The organism is Streptomyces sp. M41(2017) (genome assembly GCF_002078175.1).
GTDB lineage: Bacteria > Actinomycetota > Actinomycetes > Streptomycetales > Streptomycetaceae > Streptomyces.
On sequence record NZ_MWFK01000001.1, the window covers coordinates 4,868,612 to 4,892,490 of the forward strand.

Annotated in this window: 20 protein-coding genes; 15 read left to right on the plus strand and 5 right to left on the minus strand. The window is 72.6% G+C overall.

Annotation, left to right across the window (positions count from 1 at the left end):
* The first annotated feature begins 46 nt into the window (after positions 1-46).
* Positions 47-1,150 (plus strand): YCF48-related protein, encoded by a 1,104-nt coding sequence (locus B0675_RS21250; RefSeq protein ID WP_081220392.1) that lies wholly within the window; start codon positions 47-49, stop codon positions 1,148-1,150.
* A gap of 37 nt (positions 1,151-1,187) precedes the next feature.
* Here the strand turns inward: B0675_RS21250 and B0675_RS21255 are convergent, their stop codons facing one another.
* Entirely contained in the window at positions 1,188-1,484 is a 297-nt protein-coding gene (locus B0675_RS21255) for a YciI family protein (RefSeq protein WP_081220393.1), read from the minus strand.
* Between the two features lie 63 nt (positions 1,485-1,547).
* Here B0675_RS21255 and B0675_RS21260 point away from each other — a divergent pair, with 63 nt between their 5' ends.
* Both B0675_RS21260 and B0675_RS41405 read left to right on the plus strand, forming a co-directional pair.
* Positions 1,548-2,237 carry an endonuclease V gene (locus B0675_RS21260; protein WP_081220394.1) on the plus strand — a complete coding sequence of 230 codons (690 nt, stop codon included), beginning with the start codon at positions 1,548-1,550 and terminating at the stop codon, positions 2,235-2,237.
* A gap of 185 nt (positions 2,238-2,422) precedes the next feature.
* Complete coding sequence (locus tag B0675_RS41405) at positions 2,423-2,569, plus strand: hypothetical protein (RefSeq protein ID WP_179165337.1); 147 nt, start codon at positions 2,423-2,425, stop codon at positions 2,567-2,569.
* Positions 2,570-2,654: 85 nt separating this feature from the next.
* Here the strand turns inward: B0675_RS41405 and B0675_RS21265 are convergent, their stop codons facing one another.
* Positions 2,655-3,827 (minus strand): saccharopine dehydrogenase NADP-binding domain-containing protein, encoded by a 1,173-nt coding sequence (locus B0675_RS21265; RefSeq protein ID WP_081220395.1) that lies wholly within the window; start codon positions 3,825-3,827, stop codon positions 2,655-2,657.
* A 137-nt stretch (positions 3,828-3,964) separates the two neighbouring features.
* On the opposite strand from B0675_RS21265, the gene B0675_RS21270 reads away from it, so the two are divergent.
* The 6 genes from B0675_RS21270 (at position 3,965) to B0675_RS21295 (ending at position 11,455) form a co-directional block, all read left to right on the plus strand.
* Entirely contained in the window at positions 3,965-4,345 is a 381-nt protein-coding gene (locus tag B0675_RS21270) for an MmcQ/YjbR family DNA-binding protein (protein ID WP_081220396.1), read from the plus strand.
* 283 nt (positions 4,346-4,628) lie between these two features.
* Positions 4,629-5,765, plus strand: coding sequence for a CaiB/BaiF CoA-transferase family protein (locus tag B0675_RS21275; protein WP_081220397.1), 1,137 nt, complete (start codon positions 4,629-4,631; stop codon positions 5,763-5,765).
* On the plus strand, positions 5,765-6,778 hold the full coding sequence (locus B0675_RS21280) for an LLM class F420-dependent oxidoreductase (RefSeq protein WP_081220398.1): 1,014 nt from the start codon (positions 5,765-5,767) through the stop codon (positions 6,776-6,778). The genes B0675_RS21275 and B0675_RS21280 overlap by 1 nt, the downstream gene beginning before the upstream one ends.
* Positions 6,779-6,845: 67 nt before the next feature.
* The gene (locus B0675_RS21285; protein WP_081220399.1) at positions 6,846-7,988 is read left to right on the plus strand and encodes an acyl-CoA dehydrogenase family protein; all 1,143 of its coding nucleotides are present in this window, start codon (positions 6,846-6,848) and stop codon (positions 7,986-7,988) included.
* A 21-nt stretch (positions 7,989-8,009) separates the two neighbouring features.
* Positions 8,010-9,224: an acetyl-CoA C-acetyltransferase gene (locus tag B0675_RS21290; protein WP_081220400.1), complete on the plus strand. Its 1,215-nt coding sequence runs from the start codon at positions 8,010-8,012 to the stop codon at positions 9,222-9,224.
* A 38-nt stretch (positions 9,225-9,262) separates the two neighbouring features.
* Positions 9,263-11,455, plus strand: coding sequence for a 3-hydroxyacyl-CoA dehydrogenase NAD-binding domain-containing protein (locus tag B0675_RS21295; protein ID WP_081220401.1), 2,193 nt, complete (start codon positions 9,263-9,265; stop codon positions 11,453-11,455).
* A 154-nt stretch (positions 11,456-11,609) separates the two neighbouring features.
* On the opposite strand, the gene B0675_RS21300 is transcribed toward B0675_RS21295, so the two are convergent.
* Positions 11,610-12,308, minus strand: a complete 699-nt coding sequence (locus tag B0675_RS21300; protein ID WP_081220402.1) for a MerR family transcriptional regulator — start codon at positions 12,306-12,308, stop codon at positions 11,610-11,612.
* A 536-nt stretch (positions 12,309-12,844) separates the two neighbouring features.
* On the opposite strand from B0675_RS21300, the gene B0675_RS21305 reads away from it, so the two are divergent.
* From B0675_RS21305 to B0675_RS21315, 3 genes are all read left to right on the plus strand, one after another.
* Positions 12,845-14,311 (plus strand): amino acid permease, encoded by a 1,467-nt coding sequence (locus B0675_RS21305; RefSeq protein WP_081220403.1) that lies wholly within the window; start codon positions 12,845-12,847, stop codon positions 14,309-14,311.
* A 54-nt stretch (positions 14,312-14,365) separates the two neighbouring features.
* On the plus strand, positions 14,366-14,866 hold the full coding sequence (locus B0675_RS21310) for a macro domain-containing protein (RefSeq protein ID WP_081220404.1): 501 nt from the start codon (positions 14,366-14,368) through the stop codon (positions 14,864-14,866).
* A gap of 111 nt (positions 14,867-14,977) precedes the next feature.
* On the plus strand, positions 14,978-15,898 hold the full coding sequence (locus B0675_RS21315) for an adenosine kinase (protein WP_081220405.1): 921 nt from the start codon (positions 14,978-14,980) through the stop codon (positions 15,896-15,898).
* A 128-nt stretch (positions 15,899-16,026) separates the two neighbouring features.
* Here the strand turns inward: B0675_RS21315 and B0675_RS21320 are convergent, their stop codons facing one another.
* Complete coding sequence (locus tag B0675_RS21320) at positions 16,027-17,547, minus strand: M1 family metallopeptidase (RefSeq protein ID WP_081220406.1); 1,521 nt, start codon at positions 17,545-17,547, stop codon at positions 16,027-16,029.
* Positions 17,548-17,729: 182 nt separating this feature from the next.
* Between B0675_RS21320 and B0675_RS21325 the strand changes: the two genes are divergently transcribed.
* Entirely contained in the window at positions 17,730-19,688 is a 1,959-nt protein-coding gene (locus B0675_RS21325) for a Xaa-Pro dipeptidyl-peptidase (RefSeq protein WP_081220407.1), read from the plus strand.
* Positions 19,689-19,712: 24 nt separating this feature from the next.
* Here the strand turns inward: B0675_RS21325 and B0675_RS21330 are convergent, their stop codons facing one another.
* Positions 19,713-20,675 carry an FAD-dependent oxidoreductase gene (locus tag B0675_RS21330; RefSeq protein ID WP_081220408.1) on the minus strand — a complete coding sequence of 321 codons (963 nt, stop codon included), beginning with the start codon at positions 20,673-20,675 and terminating at the stop codon, positions 19,713-19,715.
* A gap of 66 nt (positions 20,676-20,741) precedes the next feature.
* Here B0675_RS21330 and B0675_RS21335 point away from each other — a divergent pair, with 66 nt between their 5' ends.
* Positions 20,742-21,767 carry an oxidoreductase gene (locus B0675_RS21335; protein ID WP_081220409.1) on the plus strand — a complete coding sequence of 342 codons (1,026 nt, stop codon included), beginning with the start codon at positions 20,742-20,744 and terminating at the stop codon, positions 21,765-21,767.
* Between the two features lie 384 nt (positions 21,768-22,151).
* A complete protein-coding gene (locus B0675_RS21340; RefSeq protein WP_081220410.1) occupies positions 22,152-23,792 on the plus strand; it encodes an ABC-F family ATP-binding cassette domain-containing protein in 1,641 nt (546 codons plus the stop codon).
* The last annotated feature ends 87 nt before the right edge of the window (positions 23,793-23,879 follow it).

The window sequence follows — 23,879 nt, forward strand, 5'->3', positions numbered from 1 at the left end:
GAGGCCATCTGGACGGCATCGGGCGGGTGCACTAGCTTCGCCCGCCATGAGGGGCTTGGGGAAGACGAGGCGCACGGGTCGGTCGGTCACGGTGGGTCTGAGCGTCGCCACGCTCGCCGCGGCGCTCGCGGCGGCCGTGCCCGCGCGGGCGCACGAACCGTCCCACGAGCAGGTGCGGACCCCGCACTGGGCGGTCAAGGACACGGGGACGGACGCGCGGTTCCGCGGACTGGCCGCCGTCAGCCGGAACTCCGCCTGGGTGGCCGGCTCGAAGGGCACCGTGCTCCGCACCACCGACGGCGGTGCGCACTGGCGCGACGTGTCGCCCCCCGGCGCGGCCGACCTGGAGTTCCGTGACGTCGAGGCGTTCGACGGGCGGCGGGCCGTGGTCCTCGCCATCGGTGAGGGCGAGGCCTCCCGCGTCCTGCGGACCGAGGACGGCGGCGCGACCTGGACCGAGTCCTTCCGCAACACCGACGCCAAGGCCTTCTACGACTGCCTCGCCTTCTTCGATCCGCGCCACGGCCTGGCGATGAGCGACCCGGTGGACGGCCGGTTCCGGATTCTGTCGACCGGCGACGGCGGCCGCTCCTGGAAGGTGCTGCCGAGCCGCGGCATGCCCGCCGCGCAGGAGGGGGAGGCCGGATTCGCCGCGAGCGGCCAGTGCCTGGTCACCTCGGGGCCGCGCGATGTGTGGCTGGCCACGGGTGGGGCGGCGAGCGCACGGGTGCTGCACTCCGCGGACCGCGGGCTGACCTGGACCGCCACCGGCACACCCGTGCCCGCGGGCGACCCCGCACGGGGTGTGTTCGGCCTCGCCTTCCGCGACCGGGCCCACGGGCTCGCGGTCGGCGGCGACTACCGCGCCGACCAGGCGTCGCCCCGGGCCTCCGCGGTCACCGCCGACGGCGGCCGCACCTGGACGACGGCCGACCGGCCCGTGCCCGCCTACCGCTCCGGCGTCACCTGGCTCCCGCACAGCCGCACGTCCGCGCTCGCCGTCGGCCCCACCGGCACCGACCTGACCACCGACGGCGGCCGCACCTGGCGCACCCTGGACACCGGCTCGTACGACACCGTGGACTGCACACCCGACCTGGGCTGCTGGGCCTCCGGCGAGAAGGGGCGGATCGCCCGGCTGGAACGCTGAACGGGGCGGGTGCCGGCCGCCGGGGGAGAGGTGCCGCTCAGCCGAGCGGCTCGCGGTACCGCTCCAGGCCGGGTGCCGTCTTCGTCGCGACGAACTCGGTCACGCGGTACGCGCACACGCCCGTGGTGACGAACGGGTCGCCCGCGGTGATCTCCTCGATCCGCGCCCGGTCCTTGGCGACGGCCAGGATCACCCCGCCGTCGCGCGGGTTCTTGCGCCCCGACGCCAGGAAGGAACCGGCCGCGTACTGCTGGTCCAGCCAGGCGACATGGGCTTCCAGGACGGCGTCTACGGCTTCGAGCGGCGCGGTGTAGGTCAGCTCCAGTACGAACATGATCGCGAGCCTACCTTCGGCCCGGTCGGGCGCCGCGGGGTGAGGTCCTAGGCTCCTTCCATCATGAAGACCGTGAGGATTCCGGCGGGTTGGCCCGTCACCGAGAACCAGGCCCGCGCCGTGCAGGACGAGTTGAGGGAGCGGGTCGTCCTCGACGAGCCGGGGCCGCCGCCCGGCACCGGCCATGTCACGGGCGTCGACGTGGCCTACGACGACGAGCGGGACGTCGTGGCGGCGGCGGCCGTGGTCCTCGACGCGGCGACCCTCGACGTCGTGGCGGAGGCCACCGCGGTCGGCCATGTCTCCTTCCCGTACGTGCCCGGGCTCCTCGCCTTCCGGGAGATCCCGACCGTCCTCGCCGCTCTGGACGCCCTGTCCTGCCCGCCGGGCCTGGTGGTCTGCGACGGCTACGGTCTCGCCCACCCGCGCCGCTTCGGTCTCGCCGCCCATCTCGGCGTCCTCACCGGACTCCCCACCATCGGCGTCGCCAAGAACCCGTTCACCTTCGCGTACGACGAACCGGGCCCCCGGCGCGGCAGCGCCTCGCCCCTCCTCGCCGACCGTGAAGAGGTGGGCCGCGCACTGCGCACGCGGGACGGGGTGAAGCCCGTGTTCGTCTCCGTCGGCCACCGGGTGGATCTCGACAACGCCTGCGCGCACACGCTGGCGCTCACCCCGAAGTACCGCCTCCCGGAGACCACTCGGCGTGCGGACGCCCTGTGCAGGCGCGCTCTTCAGGAGGCAACGGCCTGACAGCGCCGCCCGGTCGGCCCTGCCCGCCGCGCACACGGCGTCCACCTGCGCCATCCGTGGCACGCCGTCCGAGCGGGCCGCCGGAGCGGTTCGTCCGGGTGAGGGGACCGGACGAGGTGTCTGAGTACGTCTTCTGAGTACCCGCACGGATGTGACGCACGGCCGTGTTCGGCACGCTGGCCCGCATGACCTCACACCGCGCCCCGAAGGCCGCAGCCGGCCCCGCCCAGTCCGTCGAGCGCGCCGTCACGACGGCGCTGCTCCTCGCCGTCCTGGCCGGACTCGCCTGGATCGCCGGGATGATCTGGACGGTGACCGGCTGGGCGATGTGACGGACGCAGGGCCGGGCCGCGGGGCCCCGGCCCGAAGCGCTCCTCGCGCACCGGTGGTGCCACCGGACGGCCCGAGCCCGCTGACCTAGCGCACCGCGGCCACCCGGAACGTGATGCCCGCCGCGCGGAGCCGCTCGATCAGCGCGTCCCCCATCGCCACCGCGGGCGTGACCTGCCCGGACGTCTTCGGCAGGTCGTCGAGGGCGAGGGCCATCGCCGCCTCCGCGAGCATCTTGGCCGTCTCGTCGTAGCCGGGGTCGCCGCCCGCGACCTCGGTGAACACCCGTCGGCCGCCGCCCTCGCCCACGAACCGCACCGAGAACCAGCTCTTCGCGCGCCGCGCCGCGCTCGGCCCCTCGCCGGGCTTGAAACGGTCGGACAACCAACGCCTGGCGGGCGGAAGTTGGGCCGCGGCGAAGAGCGCGCTCACCCCGGCCAGCCCGCCGAGCACGACGGGCAGCCGCCGTACGGCCGCGTAATGGCGGTAGCGGAAGTCCGGCCCGTACCGCTCCAGGGCCCGGGCCGAGCGCTGCACCACCTGCGCGTCGATGGTGGGCAGGGGCAGCGCCCAGGCGCCGACCTCCCCCGCGAACCGCGGGGCGCCCAGCGGTGCCACGGCACGGCGGCCCATCAGCCGGGGCTCGTGGTGCCTGCGGTCCCGGGCGGCCGCGATCATCTGCGGGCCCCGGGCGAACTGGTTGAGGGCGGAGTTGAACGTGCCGCCCGAGAACATCGCCTGGGAGCGGACGAATCCGTCCACCCTCAGCGGCACATCCTCGGGAAGCTGCCGCACGGTGAAGTACGCGCCGAGGTCGTGCGGGACCGAGTCGAAACCGCAGGCGTGCACGAGCCGCGCGCCCGTCTCCCGCGCGCGTGCGTCGTGCCGCACGTACATCAGGTCCACGAACTCGGGCTCGCCGGTGAGGTCCAGGTAGTCGGTCCCGGCGTCCGCGCAGGCGGCGACCAGGTCCTCCCCGTACGTCACGTACGGCCCCACCGTGCTGGCCACCACGCGCGCGTGCCGGGCGAGTTCGCGGATTGAGTCCGGGTCCGTCACGTCCGCCCGCAGCACGCCGGGCGCGCCGCCGAGCCGCTCCCGCAGGCGTTCCAGTCTCTCCTCGCTGCGTCCGGCGATCGCCCACCGGAGGCCCTCGGGCGCATGCGCGGCGAGGTACTCCGCGGTGAGCTCTCCGACGAACCCCGTGGCTCCGAAGAGCACGACGTCGTACGCGCGGTCCGTCCCGTTCAGCCTGCTCATGACACCTTCCCCACTGTGGCCTGCGCTCGACCGTGCGGTGGCCCCACGTCGTTGCGAAGCGCCGTTGTCGGTGGCTGAGGCTAGCGTGAGGGACGAGCAGCCGGACGACGAGGTCGCCGAACAGGCCGGAGGTAGCCGTGGCCGTGCCGAAAAACGCGCTGAAAAAGTGGCAGAAGGTGCGCGAGTTCGCGCTGGGGCTGCCCGGCGCCACGGAGGAGTTCCCCTGGGGCGAGACCGTGGCCAAGGCCAACAAGAAGGTCTTCGTCTTCCTCGGCGTCGACGACGGCAGCCACCCGTTGGCCGTCACGGTGAAGCTGACGGACGAGGAGGCGCACGCCCACGCGCTCACCTCCCCGGGCGCGGAGCCCGCCGGCTACGGCCTGGGCCGGGCCGGCTGGGTGCGCATACCCCTGGAGGAGCCGGGGTCTCCCCGGGCGGAGCTGCTGTGCGACTGGGTCGAGGAGAGCTATCGGGTCGTCGCCCCCAAGCGGCTGATCGCGGAGCTGGACCAGGCCTGAGTGTGCGCCGGTTCCTGCTCCGCGTCGGGTGCGGACCGCCCTCAGGACGGCGCCGGACCTGCACCGATCGCGAAGGCGGGCCGGTTCCGGCCGATCCTGCGCCTGCCTCACCGTCGGCCCGACGCGTCCCTTTAGGGGCCCTCCGGTACGTTCCGGACCCCTTCGGTCCCCTCCACCCACCGGAATTTAACTAAGCGCTTGCTCGTCAGGGGCTTGCCGGGAGTGGAACACGTTCTTAACATCGCTGATGTCGCATCAGTGGTGTCACAGTGCTGGGAGCTTGATGGCAGTGACAGGAACGCCGGGCCACGGCCCCCTCGCCGGGGTGCGTGTCGTCGAACTGGCGGGCATCGGACCCGGACCGTTCGCCGCCATGCTCCTGGCCGACCTGGGAGCGGACGTCGTGCGGGTGGACCGCCCCGACGGCCCCGGCCTCGCGATCGATCCGGCCCACGACGTCACCAACCGCAACAAGCGATCCGTGATCATCGACCTCAAGGCCGAGAGCGGCCCGTCCCGGGTCCTCGACCTGGCCGAACGGGCCGACATCCTGATCGAGGGCTACCGGCCCGGCGTCGCGGAACGCCTCGGCGTCGGCCCCGAGGCCTGTCACGCCCGCAACCCGGGACTCGTCTACGGCCGGATGACGGGCTGGGGCCAGGACGGCCCGCTCGCCCACCGCGCAGGGCACGACGTCGCCTACATCGCGCTCACCGGCACCCTCGGCATGATCGGCAGGCCCGACGAGGCCCCCGCCGTCCCCGCGAACCTCCTCGGCGACTACGCGGGCGGCTCGCTCTACCTCGTCGTCGGCGTCCTCGCCGCCCTCCACCACGCACGCGAGAGCGGCGCCGGACAGGTCGTGGACGCGGCCATCGTCGACGGCACCGCCCACCTGTCCACGATGATCCACGGCATGATGGCCGCCGGCGGCTGGCAGGACCGGCGCGGCGCCAACCTCCTCGACGGCGGCTGCCCGTACTACGGCACCTACGAGACGGCCGACGGCGGCCACATGGCCGTGGGCCCCCTGGAGGGCCGGTTCTACGACACGTTCGTCGACCTGCTCGGCGTCCCGGAACTGCGCCCCGCCCGAAAGGACCTCGCCCGCTGGCCGGAACTGCGCGAGACGGTCGCCGCCCGCTTCAAGACCCGTACCCGCGACGAGTGGACCGCGGTGTTCGACGGATCCGACGCCTGCGTGGCGCCCGTTCTCTCCCTGCGCGAGGCACCCACCCATCCGCACCTCGCGGCCCGCGGCACCTTCGTGGACCACGGCGGCATCACCCAGCCGGCCCCCGCGCCGCGCTTCTCCACCACCCCCACCTCCGTGCGCGGCGGCCCCGCCCTGCCGGGGGCCGACACCGCGGACGTGGCCCGTGACTGGGACGTACCCCGGCTGACCGAGGACGACGACTGATGGAACTCTCCCTCCCGCTCGACTACGCGGGCGACGCGCGAGCGGCCGCCGACGAGGTCGCCGCCCTGGAGGCCGCCGGGCTGGACGCCGTCTGGGTCGCCGAGGCCTACGGCTTCGACTCGCCCACGGTCATGGGCTACCTCGCCGCGCGCACCGAGCGGATGAGGATCGGCGCCGCGATCCTGAACGTCTACTCACGCACCCCCGCCCTGATCGCCCAGACGGCGGCAGGGCTCGACGCGGTCTCCGGAGGCCGCGCGATCATCGGGCTCGGTGCCTCCGGTCCGCAGGTCGTCGAGGGCTGGCACGGGAAGGCGTACGACAGGCCGCTCGGCCGGACCCGCGAGACCATCGAGCTGACCCGCCGCATCCTGCGCCGCGAGGTCATCGACCACCACGGCATCACCGACATGCCCCGCCCCGGCGGCCTGGGCAAACCGCTGAAGATCCTCACCAGGCCCGTCCGCCCCGAAGTGCCTCTGTACGTCGCCTCGCTGGGCCCGGCCAACGTACGGATGACCGCGGAGATCGCCGACGGCTGGCTCCCCACGCTGTTCATCCCCGAGAAGGCCCACCAGGTGTGGGGCACCCCGCTGGCCGAGGGCGGGGCGCTGCGCGACCCGTCGCTCGGCCCCCTCCAGGTCGTCGCCGGCGGCCCGCTCGCGATCGGCGAGGACGCGGCGGCCCTGCGCGACCTCGTGCGCCCCCGCATCGCGCTCTACGTCGGCGGCATGGGCGCCCCGGGCAAGAACTTCTACAACGACCTCGCGGTGGCCTACGGCTACGAGAAGGAGGCCCGGCTCATCCAGGAGCTGTACCTCTCCGGACGCAAGGCCGAGGCGGAGGCGGCCGTGCCGGACGAGTTCTGCGAACTGATGTCGCTGTGCGGCCCCGAGGCCTACGTGCGCGACCGCGTCGCCGCCTTCGAGGAGGCCGGGGTGACGATGCTCAACGTGACGCCCGTGGGCCCCGATCCGGCCCGGCTCGTCGAGACCGTGAAGAACTGGCTCTGAGCGGCCGCCCGGCCGACCCGCGCCCGACCGTGGACCACCGCCCGCACACCAGGAAGGCCGTTCCCGCATGAAGCGGCAGATCTTCACCGCCGAGCACGACGCGTTCCGCGAGACCGTCCGCACCTTCCTCGCCAAGGAGGTGCTGCCCCACTACGAACAGTGGGAGAAGGACGGCATCGTCTCGCGCGAGGCCTGGCGGGCCGCCGGCCGGCAGGGCCTGCTCGGGCTCGCCGTACCCGAGGAGTACGGGGGCGGCGGCAACGCGGACTTCCGCTACAGCGCCGTCCTCGCCGAGGAGTTCACCCGCGCGGGAGCCGCCGGTCTCGCCGTCGGCCTGCACAACGACATCATCGGCCCCTATCTCACCGGCCTCGCCACCGAGGACCAGAAGCGGCGCTGGCTGCCCGGCTTCTGCGACGGCTCGCTCGTCACCGCGATCGCCATGACCGAACCCGGCGCCGGATCCGACCTCCAGGGCATCACGACCCACGCCGAGGACAGGGGCGACCACTTCCTGCTCAACGGCTCCAAGACGTTCATCTCCAACGGCATCCTCGCCGACCTGGTGATCGTCGTCGCCCGGACCACCCCCGAGGGCGGCGCGCACGGACTGTCCCTGCTCGTCGTGGAGCGCGGCGCCGAGGGCTTCGAGCGGGGCCGCAACCTCGACAAGATCGGCCAGAAGTCCCAGGACACCGCCGAGTTGTTCTTCCACGACGTGCGCGTGCCCAAGGAGAACCTCCTCGGCGAGCCGAACGGCGCGTTCGTCCACCTGATGACGAACCTCGCGCAGGAACGCATGGGGATCGCCGTCGCCGCCATCGCGGGCGCCGAACACCTGCTGGAGATCACCACCGAGTACGTGAAGGAGCGCGAGGCGTTCGGCCGGCCGCTCGCCAAGCTCCAGCACATCCGCTTCGAGATAGCCGAGATGGCCACCGAGTGCGCCGTCACCCGCACCTTCCTCGACCGCTGCATCGTCGACCACTCCGACGGCGAACTCGACGCGGTGCACGCCTCGATGGCCAAGTGGTGGGCCACCGAACTCCAGAAGCGGGTCGCCGACCGCTGCCTGCAACTGCACGGCGGCTACGGCTACATGACGGAATACCGGGTCGCCCGGGCCTTCACCGACGGACGCATCCAGACCATCTACGGCGGGACCACCGAGATCATGAAGGAGATCATCGGCCGTTCCCTGCTCGGCTAACCCTCCCCGAAAGGCTTACCAGTGAGCACCGAAGCGTACGTGTACGACGCGATCCGCACCCCGCGCGGCCGCGGCAAGCAGAACGGCGCCCTGCACGGCACCAAGCCCATCGACCTGGTCGTCGGGCTCATCCACGAGGTGCAGCGCCGCTTCCCGGACCTCGACCCGGCCGCCATCGACGACATCGTCCTCGGTGTCGTCGGCCCGGTCGGCGACCAGGGCTCCGACATCGCCCGTATCTCCGCGATCGCGGCGGGCCTGCCCGACACCGTGGCCGGCGTCCAGGAGAACCGCTTCTGCGCCTCGGGCCTGGAAGCCGTCAACCTCGCGGCGATGAAGATCCGTTCGGGCTGGGAGGACCTGGTCCTCGCGGGCGGCGTCGAGTCGATGTCGCGGGTGCCCATGGCCTCGGACGGCGGCGCCTGGTTCGCCGACCCGATGACCAACCTGGCCACCAACTTCGTGCCGCAGGGCATCGGCGCCGACCTCATCGCCACCATCGAGGGCTTCTCCCGCCGCGACGTCGACGAGTACGCGGCCCTCTCGCAGGAGCGTGCCGCCGCCGCCGTGAAGGACGGCCGGTTCGAGCGGTCCGTCGTCCCGGTCAAGGACCGCGCCGGCCTCACCGTCCTCGACCACGACGAGTTCCTGCGGCCCGGCACCACCGCCGACTCCCTCGCCAAGCTGAAGCCGTCGTTCGCCGACATCGGCGACCTGGGCGGATTCGACGCCGTGGCCCTGCAGAAGTACCACTGGGTCGAGGCGATCGACCACGTCCACCACGCGGGCAACTCCTCGGGCATCGTCGACGGCGCCTCGCTCGTCGCCATCGGCTCCCGCGAGGTCGGCGAGCGCTACGGCCTCACCCCCCGCGCGCGGATCGTCTCCGCCGCCGTCTCCGGCTCCGAGCCCACCATCATGCTCACCGGGCCCGCGCCCGCCACCCGCAAGGCGCTCGCCAAGGCCGGCCTGACCATCGACGACATCGACCTCGTCGAGATCAACGAGGCCTTCGCCGCCGTCGTCCTGCGCTTCGTGAAGGACATGGGCCTGTCGCTGGACAAGGTCAACGTCAACGGCGGCGCCATCGCGCTGGGCCACCCCCTCGGCGCCACCGGCGCGATGATCCTCGGCACCCTCGTCGACGAACTGGAACGCCAGGACAAGCGGTACGGCCTCGCCACCCTGTGCGTGGGCGGCGGCATGGGCATCGCCACGATCGTCGAGCGCGTCTGACCTTCCCAACGGATCACGGATCTACGGAGCATCCCCTGATGAGCACTGAGCCCACCACCATCCGCTGGGAACAGGACGAGACCGGCGTCGTCACCCTCGTCCTCGACGACCCCAACCAGTCCGCGAACACGATGAACCAGGCGTTCCGCGCCTCCCTCGCCGCGATCACCGACCGCCTGGAGGCCGAGAAGGACTCGATCCGGGGCGTGATCTTCACCTCCGCCAAGAAGACCTTCTTCGCGGGCGGCGACCTGCGCGACCTCATCCGCGTCACCCCGGCGACCGCCCAGGACCTCTTCGACGGCGGCCTCGCCATCAAGCGGAACCTGCGCCGCATCGAGACCCTGGGCAAGCCGGTCGTCGCCGCGATCAACGGCGCCGCCCTGGGCGGCGGCTTCGAGCTCGCCCTCGCCTGCCACCACCGGGTCGCCGTCGACACCCCCGGCACCAAGATCGGCTGCCCCGAGGTCACCCTGGGCCTGCTCCCCGGAGGCGGCGGAGTCGTGCGCACCGTACGGCTGCTGGGCATCGCCGACGCCCTGCTGAAGGTCCTCCTCCAGGGCACGCAGTACAACGCGACACGCGCCCGGGAGAACGGCCTCGTCCACGAGGTCGCCGCCGACCCCGAGGAACTGGTCGCCAAGGCGCGCGCCTTCATCGACGCCAACCCCGAGTCCCAGCAGCCCTACGACAAGCCGGGCTACCGCATCCCGGGGGGCACCCCGGCCAACCCGAAGTTCGCGGCCAACCTGCCCGCGTTCCCGGCCAACCTGCGCAAGCAGACCAATGGCGCGCCCTACCCGGCCCCGCGCAGCATCCTCGCCGCCGCCGTCGAGGGCTCCCAGGTCGACTTCGAGACGGCCCAGGTCATCGAGGCCCGCTACTTCGTGGAGCTGGCCGCGGGCCAGACCTCGAAGAACATGATCCAGGCGTTCTTCTTCGACCTCCAGGCCGTCAACTCCGGCGCGAACAGGCCCCAGGGCATCGAGTCGCGCCCGGTCCGCAAGGTCGCCGTGCTCGGCGCGGGCATGATGGGCGCGGGCATCGCCTACTCGTGCGCCCGCGCGGGCATCGACGTCGTCCTGAAGGACGTGACGGCGGAGGCCGCGGCCAAGGGTCGGGCGTACTCCGAGAAGCTGTGCGCCAAGGCGGTCTCCCGGGGACGGACGACCCAGGAGAAGGCCGACGCCCTGCTCGCCCGCATCACGCCCACCGCCGACCCGAACGACCTCGCCGGCTGCGACGCCGTCATCGAGGCCGTCTTCGAGGACACCTCGCTCAAGCACAAGGTGTTCCAGGAGATCCAGAGCGTCGTCGAACCCGACGCGCTGCTCTGCTCCAACACCTCCACCCTGCCGATCACCGCGCTCGCGGAGGGCGTCGAGCGGCAGGAGGACTTCATCGGCCTGCACTTCTTCTCGCCCGTCGACAAGATGCCGCTGGTCGAGATCATCAAGGGCGAACGCACCGGTGACGAGGCGCTCGCCCGCGCCTTCGACCTCGTACGGCAGATCAGGAAGACCCCGATCGTCGTCAACGACTCGCGCGGCTTCTTCACCTCCCGTGTCATCGGGCAGTTCATCAACGAGGGTGTGGCGATGGTCGGCGAGGGCATCGAGCCCGCCTCCGTCGAGCAGGCCGCCGCCCAGGCCGGCTATCCCGCCAAGGTCCTCTCGCTGATGGACGAGCTGACACTCACCCTGCCGCGCAAGATCCGCAAGGAGTCGCAGCAGGCCGTCGAGGAGGCGGGCGGCACCTGGGAGACGCATCCGGCGGAGGCCGTCATCGACCGCATGGTCGACGAGTTCGGCCGCCCCGGGCGCAGCGGCGGCGCCGGTTTCTACGAGTACGGGGAGGACGGCAGGCGCGGTCGGCTGTGGCCGGGTCTGCGCGAGCACTTCACCCGGCCCGGGCACGAGATCCCGTTCGAGGACATGAAGGAGCGCATGCTCTTCTCCGAGGCGCTGGACACCGTCCGGCTCCTGGAGGAAGGCGTCCTGACCTCCGTCGCCGACGCCAACATCGGATCCGTCTTCGGCATCGGTTTCCCCGGCTGGACCGGCGGCGTCCTGCAGTACGTCAACGGCTACGAGGGTGCCACCGGCACCGGACCGGCCGGATTCGTGGCCCGCGCACGGCAGTTGGCCGAGCGCTACGGCGACCGGTTCACCCCGCCGGCGCTGCTGGTCGAGAAGGCGGAGAAGGGCGAGCGCTTCACCGACGCCGGCTGACCCGGGCCCGTGCCACGGGGTGACCCGTCACCCCGTGGCACGGGGACGCGCTGCGAGGGGCGGCCCACCGGCCGCCGGTGAACCGGCGGTCCGCCTTTCCGGCCGGGCCCGCACCCTCGCGTCGCCGCGAGGGGGCGTTCCGCGCGGAGCCCGGTCAGGTCTCCTTGAGCCACTCCCGCAGCTCCTCCTTCAGCGACCGCTGGAACGTGGTGAGCAGCGCCTGCACCACCAGCGGCTGCATGTGGGCCGACAGCGATTTCACGGCCGCCACGGACTCGCGGTCGCCCACCGCTTCCCGCAGGAGGGTGGACAGCTCGTGGGCCGCCGCCCGTGAGTGCTCCAGCAGGACGGTCCGGGCGGCGAGGATCGTCTCGTGCGCGAGGGGCACGTCGAGCAACTCGACGCCGAGCCGCAGCAGCCCGGGGTCCAGCCGCACGGTGTCACCGGCCCGCTCGACGACGCCCATCGCGGTGAGCCGTTCCAGGTCCTCGTCGTCGAGGGGACGCCCGGCCCGCCGCTCCAGTTCCGCACGGGTCACCTCCTCCGTCGCGTCGGGCGCCCAGGAGGCGACCACGGCACGGTGGATGGCGAGATCGTGCGCACTGAGGCCGGGCGGCAGCTGCGTGAGGTGGCGCTCGATCGCGGCCAGCGTCATGCCCCGGTGCTGCAACTCCTCGATGAGGGCGAGCCGCGCCAGGTGCTCCTGGCTGTAGTGGCCGACACGGCGAGGTCCGATCACCGGAGGCGGCAGCAGGCCCCGGGCGCTGTAGAAGCGGACCGTGCGGACCGTGACACCCGCCCGTGCGGCCAGCTCGTCGACCGTGAGCGTGGGCTCCCCGGTGTCCGTCGTCATGGCAGGTCCTCGCCTCTCGCGTCGTACCGCGCGCTCCGGCGGACCGGTGACCGCGCGGTGCAACAGTATTGCTGTCCCACCAGTGTTGTGAAAGCGATTGCCCGGGACCGGCGGGAGGGGGATCGCTCAGGACGGGGGAGTGCGCAGGGCGAGGGACCCGCGCCGCGCGCACGGTGACGGATCCGTCATGGAGGGTGACCGAACCGGCCGGGTGGGGTGACCGGACTCGGCCGGACGTGGTGACGGCACCCGGCCGGGCCGCGGCCCGGCCGGGTGACTCGGCCGCGTGACGTGACGGCGGCCCGGCGCGGGCCGCACATGCCTGTCGGCGCGGGCCCACACGCCCGTCACAAACCGTGTGTCCTGTGATCGCCGGGTGAGAAGTTCCCTGATGTGACGCGTGCCACCGCATGGGAGGTGATCCTCCTGGGCAGGCGGCGCCTTGGTCCGCGCACGGTCGGAGACGGCACGGACCCGGCACATCCGGAAACCCGCGCACCCCGTGTGCCGGGGCGCACCAGAAGGTAGATCCACCCGTGAGCAAGGACGCCGTAGACACGGCCGGGGCCGCCTCCCGCACCGGTGCGACCCAGTCGCCCGCCGACGCGGGCGACGCCGGTTACAGCAAGGGCCTCAAGGCCCGCCACGTCAACATGATCGCCATCGGTGGCGCGATCGGCACGGGGCTCTTCCTCGGCGCCGGAGGCCGCCTGCACGACGCGGGTCCCGCCCTCGCCGTCGCCTACCTCGTATGCGGCGCCTTCGCCTTCTTCGTGGTCCGCGCCCTCGGCGAGCTCGTGCTCTACCGGCCCTCCTCCGGGTCCTTCGTCTCGTACGCCCGTGAGTTCCTCGGCGAGAAGGGCGCGTACGTCGCCGGGTGGATGTACTTCCTCAACTGGTCGACGACCGGGATCGCCGACATCACCGCGATCGCGCTCTACACCCACTACTGGAGCTTCTTCACCGACATCCCGCAGTGGGCCCTGGCGCTGATCGCCCTCGCGGTGGTGCTCGCCGTGAACCTGATCTCGGTGAAGATCTTCGGCGAGATGGAGTTCTGGTTCGCGATCATCAAGGTCGCCACCCTCGTCGGCTTCATGCTGATCGGTATCTTCCTGCTCGCCACGCAGCACGAGGTCGGCGGCCACACGCCGGGTCCGGGCCTGGTCACCGACCACGGCGGGCTCCTGCCGCACGGCATGATGCCGGTCGTCCTCGTGATGCAGGGCGTGATCTTCGCGTACGCCGCGCTGGAGCTGGTCGGCGTCGCCGCCGGTGAGACCGAGGAGCCCGAGAAGGTCGTCCCGCGGGCGGTGAACTCGATCATGTGGCGCGTCGGCGTGTTCTACGTCGGATCGGTCGTCCTGCTGGCCCTGCTGCTGCCGGGCTCGGTCTACACGGCCGACCAGAGCCCGTTCGTCACCGTCCTGTCGAAGATCGGCGTGCCGGCGGCCGGTGACGTGATGAACCTCGTCGTCCTCACGGCGGCCATGTCGTCCCTGAACTCCGGCCTGTACTCGACCGGCCGCATCCTGCGCTCCATGGCCATGGCGGGCTCGGCACCCCGGTTCACCGCGAAGATGAACCGCAGCCAGGTCCCGTACGGCGGCATCCTGCTCACCTGCGCGGTGTGCGTGCTCGGTGTCGTCCTGAACTACCTCATGCCGAGCCAGGCCTTCGAGATCGTCCTGAACGTGGCGTCGCTCGGCATCATCAGCACCTGGGTGATCATCATGATCTGCCACCTGGTGTTCGTCCGCCGGGCCAAGGAGGGTCTGGTGACCCGTCCCTCGTTCCGGCTGCGCGGCAGCCCGGTGACCGAGATCGTCACCATCGCCTTCCTGGTGGCCGTCCTCGGCCTGATGTGGAACGACCCCGAGGTCGGCCGCAAGACCCTCCTCCTCGTCCCCGTGATCGCCGTCCTGCTCGTCGCCGGCTGGTTCGGCGTCCGCCGCCGGGTCACGAAGACCCAGGACGAGGAACTGAGCGGCCTGACGAAGTAACGGACGGGAGGCGGGGCCGGGGCCACTGTCAGTGGTCGCCTCTACGGTGGCGTCATGTCGGGGATCAGCTATGTCCGGGGTGATGCCACCGCTCCGTCGGTCAAGGGCGTCAAGGTCATCGCCCATGTCTGCAACGACCTGGGGGGCTGGGGGAAGGGTTTCGTGCTGGCCCTCTCCCAGCGCTGGCCGGAGCCGGAGGCCGCGTACCGCGCGTGGCACCGCGCCCGCGCGGGCAACGACTTCGGCCTGGGCGCCGCCCAGTTCGTGCAGGTCGGACAGGACCTGTGGGTGGCGAACCTGGTCGGCCAGCGGGGGATACGCACCGGCAGCAAGGGTGTCCCCGTGCGCTACGAGGCCATCGACACCGCGCTCGGGCTGCTGGCGGACAAGGCGGTCGGGCTCGGGGCGTCCGTGCACATGCCCCGCATCGGCTGCGGCCTGGCCGGCGGCAGATGGGACCGGGTGGAACCGCTCGTCGTGGCGCGTCTGGTGAGCCGTGGGCTGGCTGTGACGGTGTACGACCACGGGGACCTGCGGGCGGCCGCGCGGGCGTGACGCGGCCGTCAAGCGCCGCACCGCCGCAAGGAGTTGCGGAACCTTGCGCAACTCCTTGCAGGGATCGTCCTGGCCTGCTTGACTCGCTGGTCGCATCCGACAGGGAGAGTCATGAGCCGCGACATCGACGTCCTCGTCCTCGGCGGTGCGGGCGTGGACACCATCGTGCACGTGCCCGAGCTGCCCCTTCCGTACGCCGACAGTCACATGATCCGCCCCGGGATCGAGACACGGGCCGGACAGACCGGGGACTTCGTGGCCCTCGGGCTGCACGAGCTGGGCCTGCGCACGCACCACCTCGACCTGCTCGGTGACGATCCGGAGGGCGACCTCGTCCGGGCCCTGCACCGCGACCGGGGCATCCCGCTCACCACGGTGCCCCAGCCCGCCGGCACCAAGCGGGCGGTCAACCTCGTCGGCCCCGACGGGCGGCGGCTGTCCCTGTACGACGACACCCGCTCACGGGAGGCCGACCGGTTCCCGGAGCCGATGGTGCGGGAGCTGGCCGGGGCGAGCCGGCACGCCCACGTGTCCATCACCCACCCCTGCGCGCACACCCTGCCGGCCCTCCGGGAGGCCGGGGTGACCCTGTCGACCGACCTGCACAACTGGGACGGCGAGAACCCGTACCACGAGCCGTTCGCGTACGCCGCCGACATCGTGTTCGTCTCCACCACCGCGCTCGCCGACCCCGAGCGGACCATGCGGCGCGTCAGGGAGCGGGGCCGGGCCGAGGTGGTCGTCGCCACGGCGGGCGCCGAGGGCGCGTACCTGCTGGCCAGGGACGAACTCGTCCACGTCCCCGCGGTACCGCCCCCGGCGCCCGTCGTCGACTCCAACGGCGCCGGGGACGCGTTCGCCGCCGGATTCCTCTTCGGCCGGCTGACCGGGGAGCCGCTCGGCCGCTGCGCCCTGTACGGCGCGCTGGCAGGCGCCCACGCCTGCACCGTGCCCTCGACCCGGGCCGAGGCCGTCAGCCACGCTGAACTGGTCTCCCGGGCGGCGGAGTGGGAGAAGGCCTACCCGGCGTGACCGCGTGAAGCGGCGGAGCGGCCGGGACTGTGCGGTCGGGTACCGGTTCGCACCGACGACGGAGTGGGCGCCCCGAACCCCTGCGCGGGGCGCCACCGCCGGTCGGTGAGTCCGTCCGGCCGGTCTCCTCAGCGCCCGCGGGCCGTGCCGGCGTGGACCGTGTCGGTCGCCGCGATCTTCTTCCAGGACCTGGGACGGGGCACCGAACCCCGGGCGGCCGTTTCCGCGGACTTGGCGAGACCCGCACCCCGCGCCGCCGGAGCCGCGGGCTTCGACGGCTGGAAGAGCCAGATGTCGAAGAGCGCGGCGAGCGACCGCCCGGAGACGCGTTCGGCGAACGTCCGGAAGTCGTCGACCGACGCGTTCCCGTACGCGTGCTCCTTCGGCCACCCCTTCAGGACGGCGAAGAAGGCGTTGTCCCCGACCTCGTTGCGCAGGGCCTGCACCGCCAGCGCGCCCCGGTCGTAGACCGCCGTGTCGAACTGGTTCTCCGCCCCGGGGTCTCCGGGCGCGACCGTCCAGAACGCGTCGTCCGCCGGGTGGGAGGCGTAGGTGTAGTCCGCGAGTTCCTGCGCGGTGCCCTCGCCCTCGTGCTCCGACCAGAGCCACTGCGCGTACCGCGCGAAGCCCTCGTTGATCCAGATGTCCTTCCAGCCCTTCAGCGACACGTCGTCGCCGTACCACTGGTGCGCCAACTCGTGCACCACCACGGAGGTGTTGGAGCCGTTCGCGAACTGGCGGGGGCTGTAGTACACCCGCGTCTGCGTCTCCAGCGCGTAGCCGGTCGTGGTGTCGGGGACGTATCCGCCCGCGGAGCCGAACGGATACGGCCCGAAGTAGCCGCTCAGCCAGTCGACGAGTTCGCCGGTCCGCTCGACACTGGCGCGCGCCGCGCCGTCGTTGTCCCCGAGGTCCTTGCTGTAGGCGTTGACGACCGGGACGCCGCCGTCGGACGTACCCGTCGTGATGTCGAACCTCCCGACCGCGAGCGTCGTCAGGTACGTCGCCTGCGGCTTGTTCGACCGCCAGTTGTAGCGGGTCCAGCCCAGCCGTGAACTCGACGACTGGAGCGTGCCGTTGGAGATCGCCTGGGTGCCGTCCGGCACCGCCACCGACACGTCGTACGTCGCCTTGTCGAGCGGGTGGTCGTTGCTCGGGTACCACCACCACGCCGACTCGGGCTCGTCCGCGGCGACCGCGCCGTCCGGCGTCCGGTGCCAGGTCGAGAAGCCGTACGCGGACTTCGTGGACGGCACCCCGCTGTACCGGACGACGACCGTCACCGGCGTGCCCTTGGCGAGCGGTTTCGCCGGGGTGATCTCCAGCTCGTGCTCACCCGACGTCTCGAACGAGGCCTTCGCGCCGTTGACCCGGACCTCGCTCACGTCGAGCAGGAAGTCCAGATCGAACCGGGACAGGTCCTGCGTGGTCGTCGCCAGCAGGGTCGCCGTGCCCTCCAGTTCGTCCGTCCGCGGCTGGTACGTGAGCCGCAGGTCGTAGTGGGAGACGTCGTATCCGCCGTTGCCGTAGGCCGGGTAGTAGGGGTCGCCGATGCCCGGTGCTCCGGGTGTGTAACCTGCCGCCGATGCCGGGATCGCCAGCAGCAGGGAGGCGGCCAGGGCGCCCGGGGCGATGAGTCTGCGGTGCACGTGGGGCTCCAAGTCGTGGGGGCATGAAGTCTGTCCGGAGCCTATTGAGTCCCTGTGGCCCCGGTCATGTCCACGGCCACCCCTGTCACACGATCGCCATTCGGCCGACATGTGACGGCCCGCCCCGCCCGTCGCTCATCTCCCCTCTTTTGCACGGGAGTTGACCGGGGTACCTTCCGCGCATGCCGATACCCGTGCGCCGCATGCGCTTCACGACCTGGAGATCGCTCGCGACGGCCGCCGTGGCCGCCCTGATGGCCGCGTTCCTCGCCCCCACCGCCGCACACGGCGCCCCGCGCGAGAGCACCCCGGTCTACTCGTACGAGAACGCGATCCGGGAGTCCGTCTGGGTCGACACCGGGCTCGACGGTGACAGCGACGGAAAGCCCGACCGGGTCGCCGTCGACATCGTCCGCCCCCGCGAACCCGCCCGGCAGGGCCGCAAAGTCCCCGTCATCATGGACGCCAGCCCCTACTACTCGTGCTGCGGGCGCGGCAACGAGAGCCAGTTGAAGACGTACGACGCGAACGGCCACGTCGTCCAGATGCCCCTGTTCTACGACAATTACTTCGTCCCGCGCGGCTACGCCTTCGTCGGGGTCGACCTCGCCGGCACCAACCGGTCCGACGGTTGCGTCGACGTGGGCGGCCGCTCCGACGTGCGGTCGGCCAAGGCGGTCGTGGACTGGCTGAACGGCCGGGCCCGCGGATACACCACCCGCACCGGCGCCGACACCGCCAAGGCGAGCTGGACGGACGGCAGTACGGGCATGATCGGCAAGAGCTGGGACGGCACCATCGCCAACGGGGTCGCCGCCACCGGCGTCAAGGGCCTGAAGACCATCGTGCCGATCAGCGCCATCTCCTCCTGGTACGACTACTACTTCGCCCAGGGCGCCCCGCTCTACGACTCCGGCCCCGACTGGCTCTCCGGCTACGTGGACAGTCCCGACGCGCGCGCCAAGTGCGCCGCGGTCCAGCAGAAGTTGGTGGACGGGGCCCCGCGCACCGGCGACTGGACGCCGCTGTGGACCGAGCGCGACTACGTCAAGGACGCCTCGAAGGTGCGCGCCAGCGTGTTCCTCGTCCACGGCATGCAGGACCTCAACGTCCGCACGAAGAACTTCGGCCAGTGGTGGGACGCCCTCGCCCGGCACGGTGTCGAGCGCAAGATCTGGCTCTCCCAGACCGGCCACGTCGACCCCTTCGACTTCCGCCGTGCCGCCTTCGTCGACACCCTCCACCGCTGGTTCGACCATGAACTCCTCGGCTACGACAACGGCATCGACGACGAGCCGATGGCCGACATCGAACGCCACCCCGACCAGTGGACCACCTCGACGCTCTGGCCGCCCCGCACCACCACGGCGACCACCCTGCGCCCGGGCACGGGCACCCGGGCGGGCGTCGGCACCCTCGCACTCCGGAAGGGGTCGGGGACGGAGACCTTCACCGACGACCCGGCGCTGAACGAGACCGACTGGGCCGCGCACATCGACCGGCCGACCCCGGAGAAGGCGGGCTTCACCACCGGGCCGCTCACCCGCGACCTGCGGCTCTCCGGCTCCTCCCGGGTCACCGTCACCGCGACCCCCACCACCTCGACGGCCCATCTCTCCGCGGTCCTGGTCGACCTCGGACCGGACACCGTCCGCGACTACGCGGGCCCGGGCGAGGGCATCACCACGCTCACCGGCCGCACCTGCTGGGGCGCGAGCACCGCGGGCGACAGCGCCTGCTACCTGGCGACCGAGGCCGCCACGGCGGACGTCGACTTCACCGTCCTGAGCCGTGGCTGGGCCGACCTCGGCCACCGCGCCCCGGGCCACGGCGTCCCGCTCACACCCGGCAAGGCCTACACGACCACTCTCGACCTCGCGGCGACCGACCACGTCGTCCCGAAGGGGCACCGCCTCGCGCTGATCGTCGCGGGCACCGACAAGGACCTCATCGACCCGCCGTCCAGCACACCGACCCTGACCCTCGACCTGACCCGTACGTCCGCGCACGTCCCGCTCGTCGGCGGCGCGGCGGCCTTCGCTCGGGCGACCGCCGGCTCCGCTCCGGCCCCCGCCGCGTCCGTCCTCGACGGCGTACGCGATCCCGGCGCCGCCCTCCGCGTCCCGGGGGAGCGACGCTGACCCACCGCGCCTGAAGGACCGCTCTCAGCGGGAGGCGGCCGCGCCCACGAGCCCGGCCGCCTCCCGCGCGCACCCCCACGCCACGGTGACCCCGGCGCCCCCGTGACCGTAGTTGTGCACCACCACCCGCCCGTCGGGGAGGACTTCACGCTCCAGCCGGACCGCCTCCCGAACCGGGCGCAGGCCCACCCGGTGGTCGAGCACCCGCGCCCCGGCGACCTCGGGCCGCAGCGCCGCGCACCGCTCGACGATCGCCGCCGCCACCTCCGGGTCGGGCTCCCGCGACCAGTCGTCCTCGTCCGTGGTGCCGCCGAGGACGAGCCGGTCCGGCTGCGGGAAGACGTACGTCGTCGTCCCGGCCGCCGGGTCCGTGGAGACGAGCCAGTCGCGTACCCGCGGGTTCTCCACGATGACGAGCTGCCCCCGCACGGGCCGGACGGCGGGGTCCGGGACGAGCGAACGGGCCCCGAGGCCCGTGCAGTTGACGACGATCGCGGCCGGTACCTCGGACAGGTCCCTGACCTCCCGTTCCTCGATCGTGCCGCCGGCCCCGAGGAGCCGGTCCTGGAGCAGACGCAGATGGACGGGCATGTCGATCAGCGGGAGCCGTGCCCACAGAGCCGTCCCCGGGTACTCCTCCGCCGTCGCCGTGCGCAGCCCGGGCACGCGTGCCGCCCAGTCGCCGAGTTCGTCCAGCCGCGTCTCGCCCATCACCCCCTCGACCACGCGTACGCCCGTCTCGGCGGGCCGGACCGCCAACTCCTCGTACACGGTGAGGGACGTGAGCGCCCACGCGCGGGCGCGGGCCTTCGGCTCGATGCGATACGGCCACCACAGCGCTCCGGCGACCGCCGAGGTGGTCCGCTCGGCGGGCTCCCGCGTCCACACCCGGACCCGCCGTCCGGCCTCGGCCAGTACCACGGCCGTCGTCAGACCGACGACCCCGCTGCCGACCACGATCACCTCGTCGTTCCCGGGCTGCTCCATGCGGGGACGCTAGCGGAATGTGTCATGCCGTGCTCGGACCGGTCCCCGTGCGGGAATACTCGGGGCATGTCCGCCGAGTACGCGACCTTCGGCCTGGCACCGGCGATGCGTGCCGGTGAAGTCCTCGCCAACGGTGACTTCCAAGTGCACCGGGACTTCGTCGACTTCGTCGTCGACGGACGCCCGCTGCTGTTCCGGCTCTCCGACCTCGACGCGGTGTCCCCGCTGGCCTCCGACGTCCCGCCCGCCATCTTCACCGCCCAGGTGCGCGGCCTGCTGCTGGAGGCCGACGCCCCGCTGTCCGACGGCCGTCACGTCATCTACGGCTGCCCCGAGTGCGAGGGCATCGAGTGCGGCGCCGTCACCGCCCTGATCGAGAGGGAGGACGACGACTACGTCTGGCGCGACTTCGCCTGGCAGACGGGGGAGCGGCCCGACCTGGAGCGCAACGGCTACCACGGGATGGGGCCGTTCCGCTTCCACGGCACGGAGTACCGCGCCGCACTGAACTCCCTCCTCGACGCCGACGCCGACGCGGGCCACCGCCCCCGCGTCCTGCTGATCGGCCCCCGGGTCGCCCTGCTCGCCAGGCTCGCCGCCGCCCTGCGCGCCATCGGCATCGGCGCCGACATCGCGCGCGACACCACCGGAGTCCCGGCCGGCGAACTGCGCGTCTACGGAGCGGTGGTGTACGGACCGTCCGTCGGCGCGGCGGAACGGGCCGCCGTACGGGAGGCCTTCGACGCCGCGGCCATCGAGGTACCGCACGTCGAGGGGCTCGCGCCCATCGTTCCGCTGCTGGTCGCCCAGGTCGAGCACGCGCTGGACCGTGGCCCCCTGGAGCTGCGCCGCCTCACCCGCCTGGTCGCCGCCGACGGCGAGGCCGGGATCGAGGTCACCTCGACCTGCCGCGTCCGGCTGACCGCGTACCGGCTCGACCGCCTCGGCCGGGGCCACGCCCACGACGTCTTCGACGGCGTCCTGGAAACCGGGCGGCACCGGATCCCGCTGGAGGCCCGGGCGGTGAAAGGCGCGTCGTTCGTCGTGGCCCGGACGTCGGGGGGCGTACTGGTCGAGGCGATGGCCCGCTGACCCCGGCCCGGCCCGGCGCGACGCAGTGCACCAGGAACGCCAAGGGCTTCCCGGAGCGAGGAAGCAGCGATCCGCCCCGGATCTCGGGACCTAGGGATCACGGGATTCCGGGGTCACGGCCGTCCCCACTCGTCGGCGTCCCCGCCCGGGATGCCGGGCCCTCGGGCCATGCCGCCGGGCCGTACCGCCAAGCCGCCGGGAGCCATGCCCCCCGGCCGGAAGGCTGACGGGCCGGGGCCGTGGGGAGGCGCTGGTGAGGCAGCGTGCCGGGGCCCTCGGGCGCCCGGAAACGCCGGTCCTGCGGGGCGGGCCGGCGTGGGCGCGGCGGCCCGTCCCGGTCGGCGGCGCGGGGCGCGACGGACGGCCGTTAAAATCGGCCCCCTGATGACTGCCACCCTCGTCGCCAAGAATCTCACCGCCGGACACGGCGACCGCGCCCTCTTCGCCGGACTCGACCTCGTCGTCGCTCCCGGTGACGTGATCGGGCTCGTCGGCGCCAACGGCGCGGGCAAGTCCACCCTGCTGCGCCTGCTCGCCGGTCTGCTCACCCCGGAGGAGGGGGAGCTGAAGCTCTCCCCGCCGACCGCGACCGTCGGACACCTGCCACAGGAACCGGAACGGCGGGAGGGCGAGACCGTCCGGGACTTCCTCGCGCGCCGCACGGGCGTGGACGAGGCCCAGCGCGTGATGGACGAGGCGACGCAGGCCCTCGTCGACGGAGCGCCCGGCGCGGACGACGCCTACGCGAACAGCCTGGAACGCTGGCTCGACCTCGGAGGCGCCGACCTCGACGAACGCGCCGCCGAGGTCGCCGACACCCTCGGCCTCGGCGTCGGCCTCGACCAGCCGATGACCTCCCTGTCCGGCGGCCAGGCGGCCCGCGCCGGACTCGCCTCGCTGCTCCTGTCCCGCTACGACGTCTTCCTGCTCGACGAGCCGACCAACGACCTCGACCTGGACGGTCTGGAGCGCCTGGAGCGCTTCGTCTCCGGACTGCGCGCGGGCACCGTCGTCGTCAGCCACGACCGCGAGTTCCTCACCCGCACCGTCACCAAGGTCCTCGAACTCGACCTCGTCCAGCAGCAGATCACCCTGTACGGCGGCGGCTACGAGGCGTACCTGGAGGAGCGCGACACCGCGCGCCGGCACGCCCGCGAGGACTTCGAGGAGTACGCCGACAAGCGCTCGGCCCTCGAAGGCCGCGCCCAGATGCAGCGCGGCTGGATGGACAAGGGCGTCAAGAACGCCCGGCGCAAGGCGGGCAACGACAACGACAAGCTCGGCCGCAAGTTCCGCAGCGAGGCCAGCGAGAAGCAGGCCGCCAAGGCCCGGCAGACCCAGCGCATGATCGAGCGTCTCGACGTGGTCGAGGAGCCGCGCAAGGAGTGGGAACTGCGCATGGAGATCGCGGCGGCACCGCGCTCGGGCGCGGTCGTGGCCACCCTGCGGGACGCCGAGGTACGGCGGGGCGGCTTCACCTTCGGGCCGGCGACCCTGCAGATCGACTGGGCGGACCGGGTCGCCGTGACCGGGGCCAACGGCGCGGGCAAGTCGACCCTGCTGGGTGCCCTGCTCGGCCGGGTGCCGCTCGACGCGGGCCACGCCACCCTCGGTTCCGGCGTGGTCGTCGGCGAGGTCGACCAGGCCCGCAAGCTCTTCCACGGCCCCGAGTCGCTGATGGACGCGTTCGGCGCGGCCGTGCCGGACACCGAACCCGCCGAGGTCCGCACCTTGCTGGCCAAGTTCGGGCTCAAGGCCGACCACGTGACGCGTCCGGCGGCGACCCTGTCCCCGGGCGAGCGCACCCGTTCCGCCCTCGCCCTCCTCCAGGGCCGGGGCGTCAACCTGCTGGTCCTGGACGAACCGACCAACCACCTCGACCTCCCGGCGATCGAGCAGCTGGAGTCGGCGATGGACTCGTACGAGGGCACGCTCCTGCTGGTCACCCACGACCGCCGGATGCTCGACGCGGTCCGCACGACCCGCCGCCTGGAAGTGGCGGACGGCAAGGTGACCGAGCGCTGAGCCGGGCGGCACACCGCCGCGCCCGGACAGGGGCGTGGAGCGGGCCGCCACCACACGCCGGAGGGGCGGCCGCCGATCACGGCAGCC

Excerpts from the sequence above, each read along its gene's own strand:
- B0675_RS21250 (WP_081220392.1), top strand. The coding sequence starts at position 47 with ATGAGGGGCTTGGGGAAGACGAGGCGCACGGGTCGGTCGGTCACGGTG.
- B0675_RS21255 (WP_081220393.1), bottom strand. The coding sequence starts at position 1,484 with ATGTTCGTACTGGAGCTGACCTACACCGCGCCGCTCGAAGCCGTAGAC.
- B0675_RS21260 (WP_081220394.1), top strand. The coding sequence starts at position 1,548 with ATGAAGACCGTGAGGATTCCGGCGGGTTGGCCCGTCACCGAGAACCAG.
- B0675_RS41405 (WP_179165337.1), top strand. The coding sequence starts at position 2,423 with ATGACCTCACACCGCGCCCCGAAGGCCGCAGCCGGCCCCGCCCAGTCC.
- B0675_RS21265 (WP_081220395.1), bottom strand. The coding sequence starts at position 3,827 with ATGAGCAGGCTGAACGGGACGGACCGCGCGTACGACGTCGTGCTCTTC.
- B0675_RS21275 (WP_081220397.1), top strand. The coding sequence starts at position 4,629 with ATGGCAGTGACAGGAACGCCGGGCCACGGCCCCCTCGCCGGGGTGCGT.
- B0675_RS21280 (WP_081220398.1), top strand. The coding sequence starts at position 5,765 with ATGGAACTCTCCCTCCCGCTCGACTACGCGGGCGACGCGCGAGCGGCC.
- B0675_RS21285 (WP_081220399.1), top strand. The coding sequence starts at position 6,846 with ATGAAGCGGCAGATCTTCACCGCCGAGCACGACGCGTTCCGCGAGACC.
- B0675_RS21295 (WP_081220401.1), top strand. The coding sequence starts at position 9,263 with ATGAGCACTGAGCCCACCACCATCCGCTGGGAACAGGACGAGACCGGC.
- B0675_RS21300 (WP_081220402.1), bottom strand. The coding sequence starts at position 12,308 with ATGACGACGGACACCGGGGAGCCCACGCTCACGGTCGACGAGCTGGCC.
- B0675_RS21310 (WP_081220404.1), top strand. The coding sequence starts at position 14,366 with ATGTCGGGGATCAGCTATGTCCGGGGTGATGCCACCGCTCCGTCGGTC.
- B0675_RS21315 (WP_081220405.1), top strand. The coding sequence starts at position 14,978 with ATGAGCCGCGACATCGACGTCCTCGTCCTCGGCGGTGCGGGCGTGGAC.
- B0675_RS21325 (WP_081220407.1), top strand. The coding sequence starts at position 17,730 with ATGCCGATACCCGTGCGCCGCATGCGCTTCACGACCTGGAGATCGCTC.
- B0675_RS21330 (WP_081220408.1), bottom strand. The coding sequence starts at position 20,675 with ATGGAGCAGCCCGGGAACGACGAGGTGATCGTGGTCGGCAGCGGGGTC.
- B0675_RS21335 (WP_081220409.1), top strand. The coding sequence starts at position 20,742 with ATGTCCGCCGAGTACGCGACCTTCGGCCTGGCACCGGCGATGCGTGCC.
- B0675_RS21340 (WP_081220410.1), top strand. The coding sequence starts at position 22,152 with ATGACTGCCACCCTCGTCGCCAAGAATCTCACCGCCGGACACGGCGAC.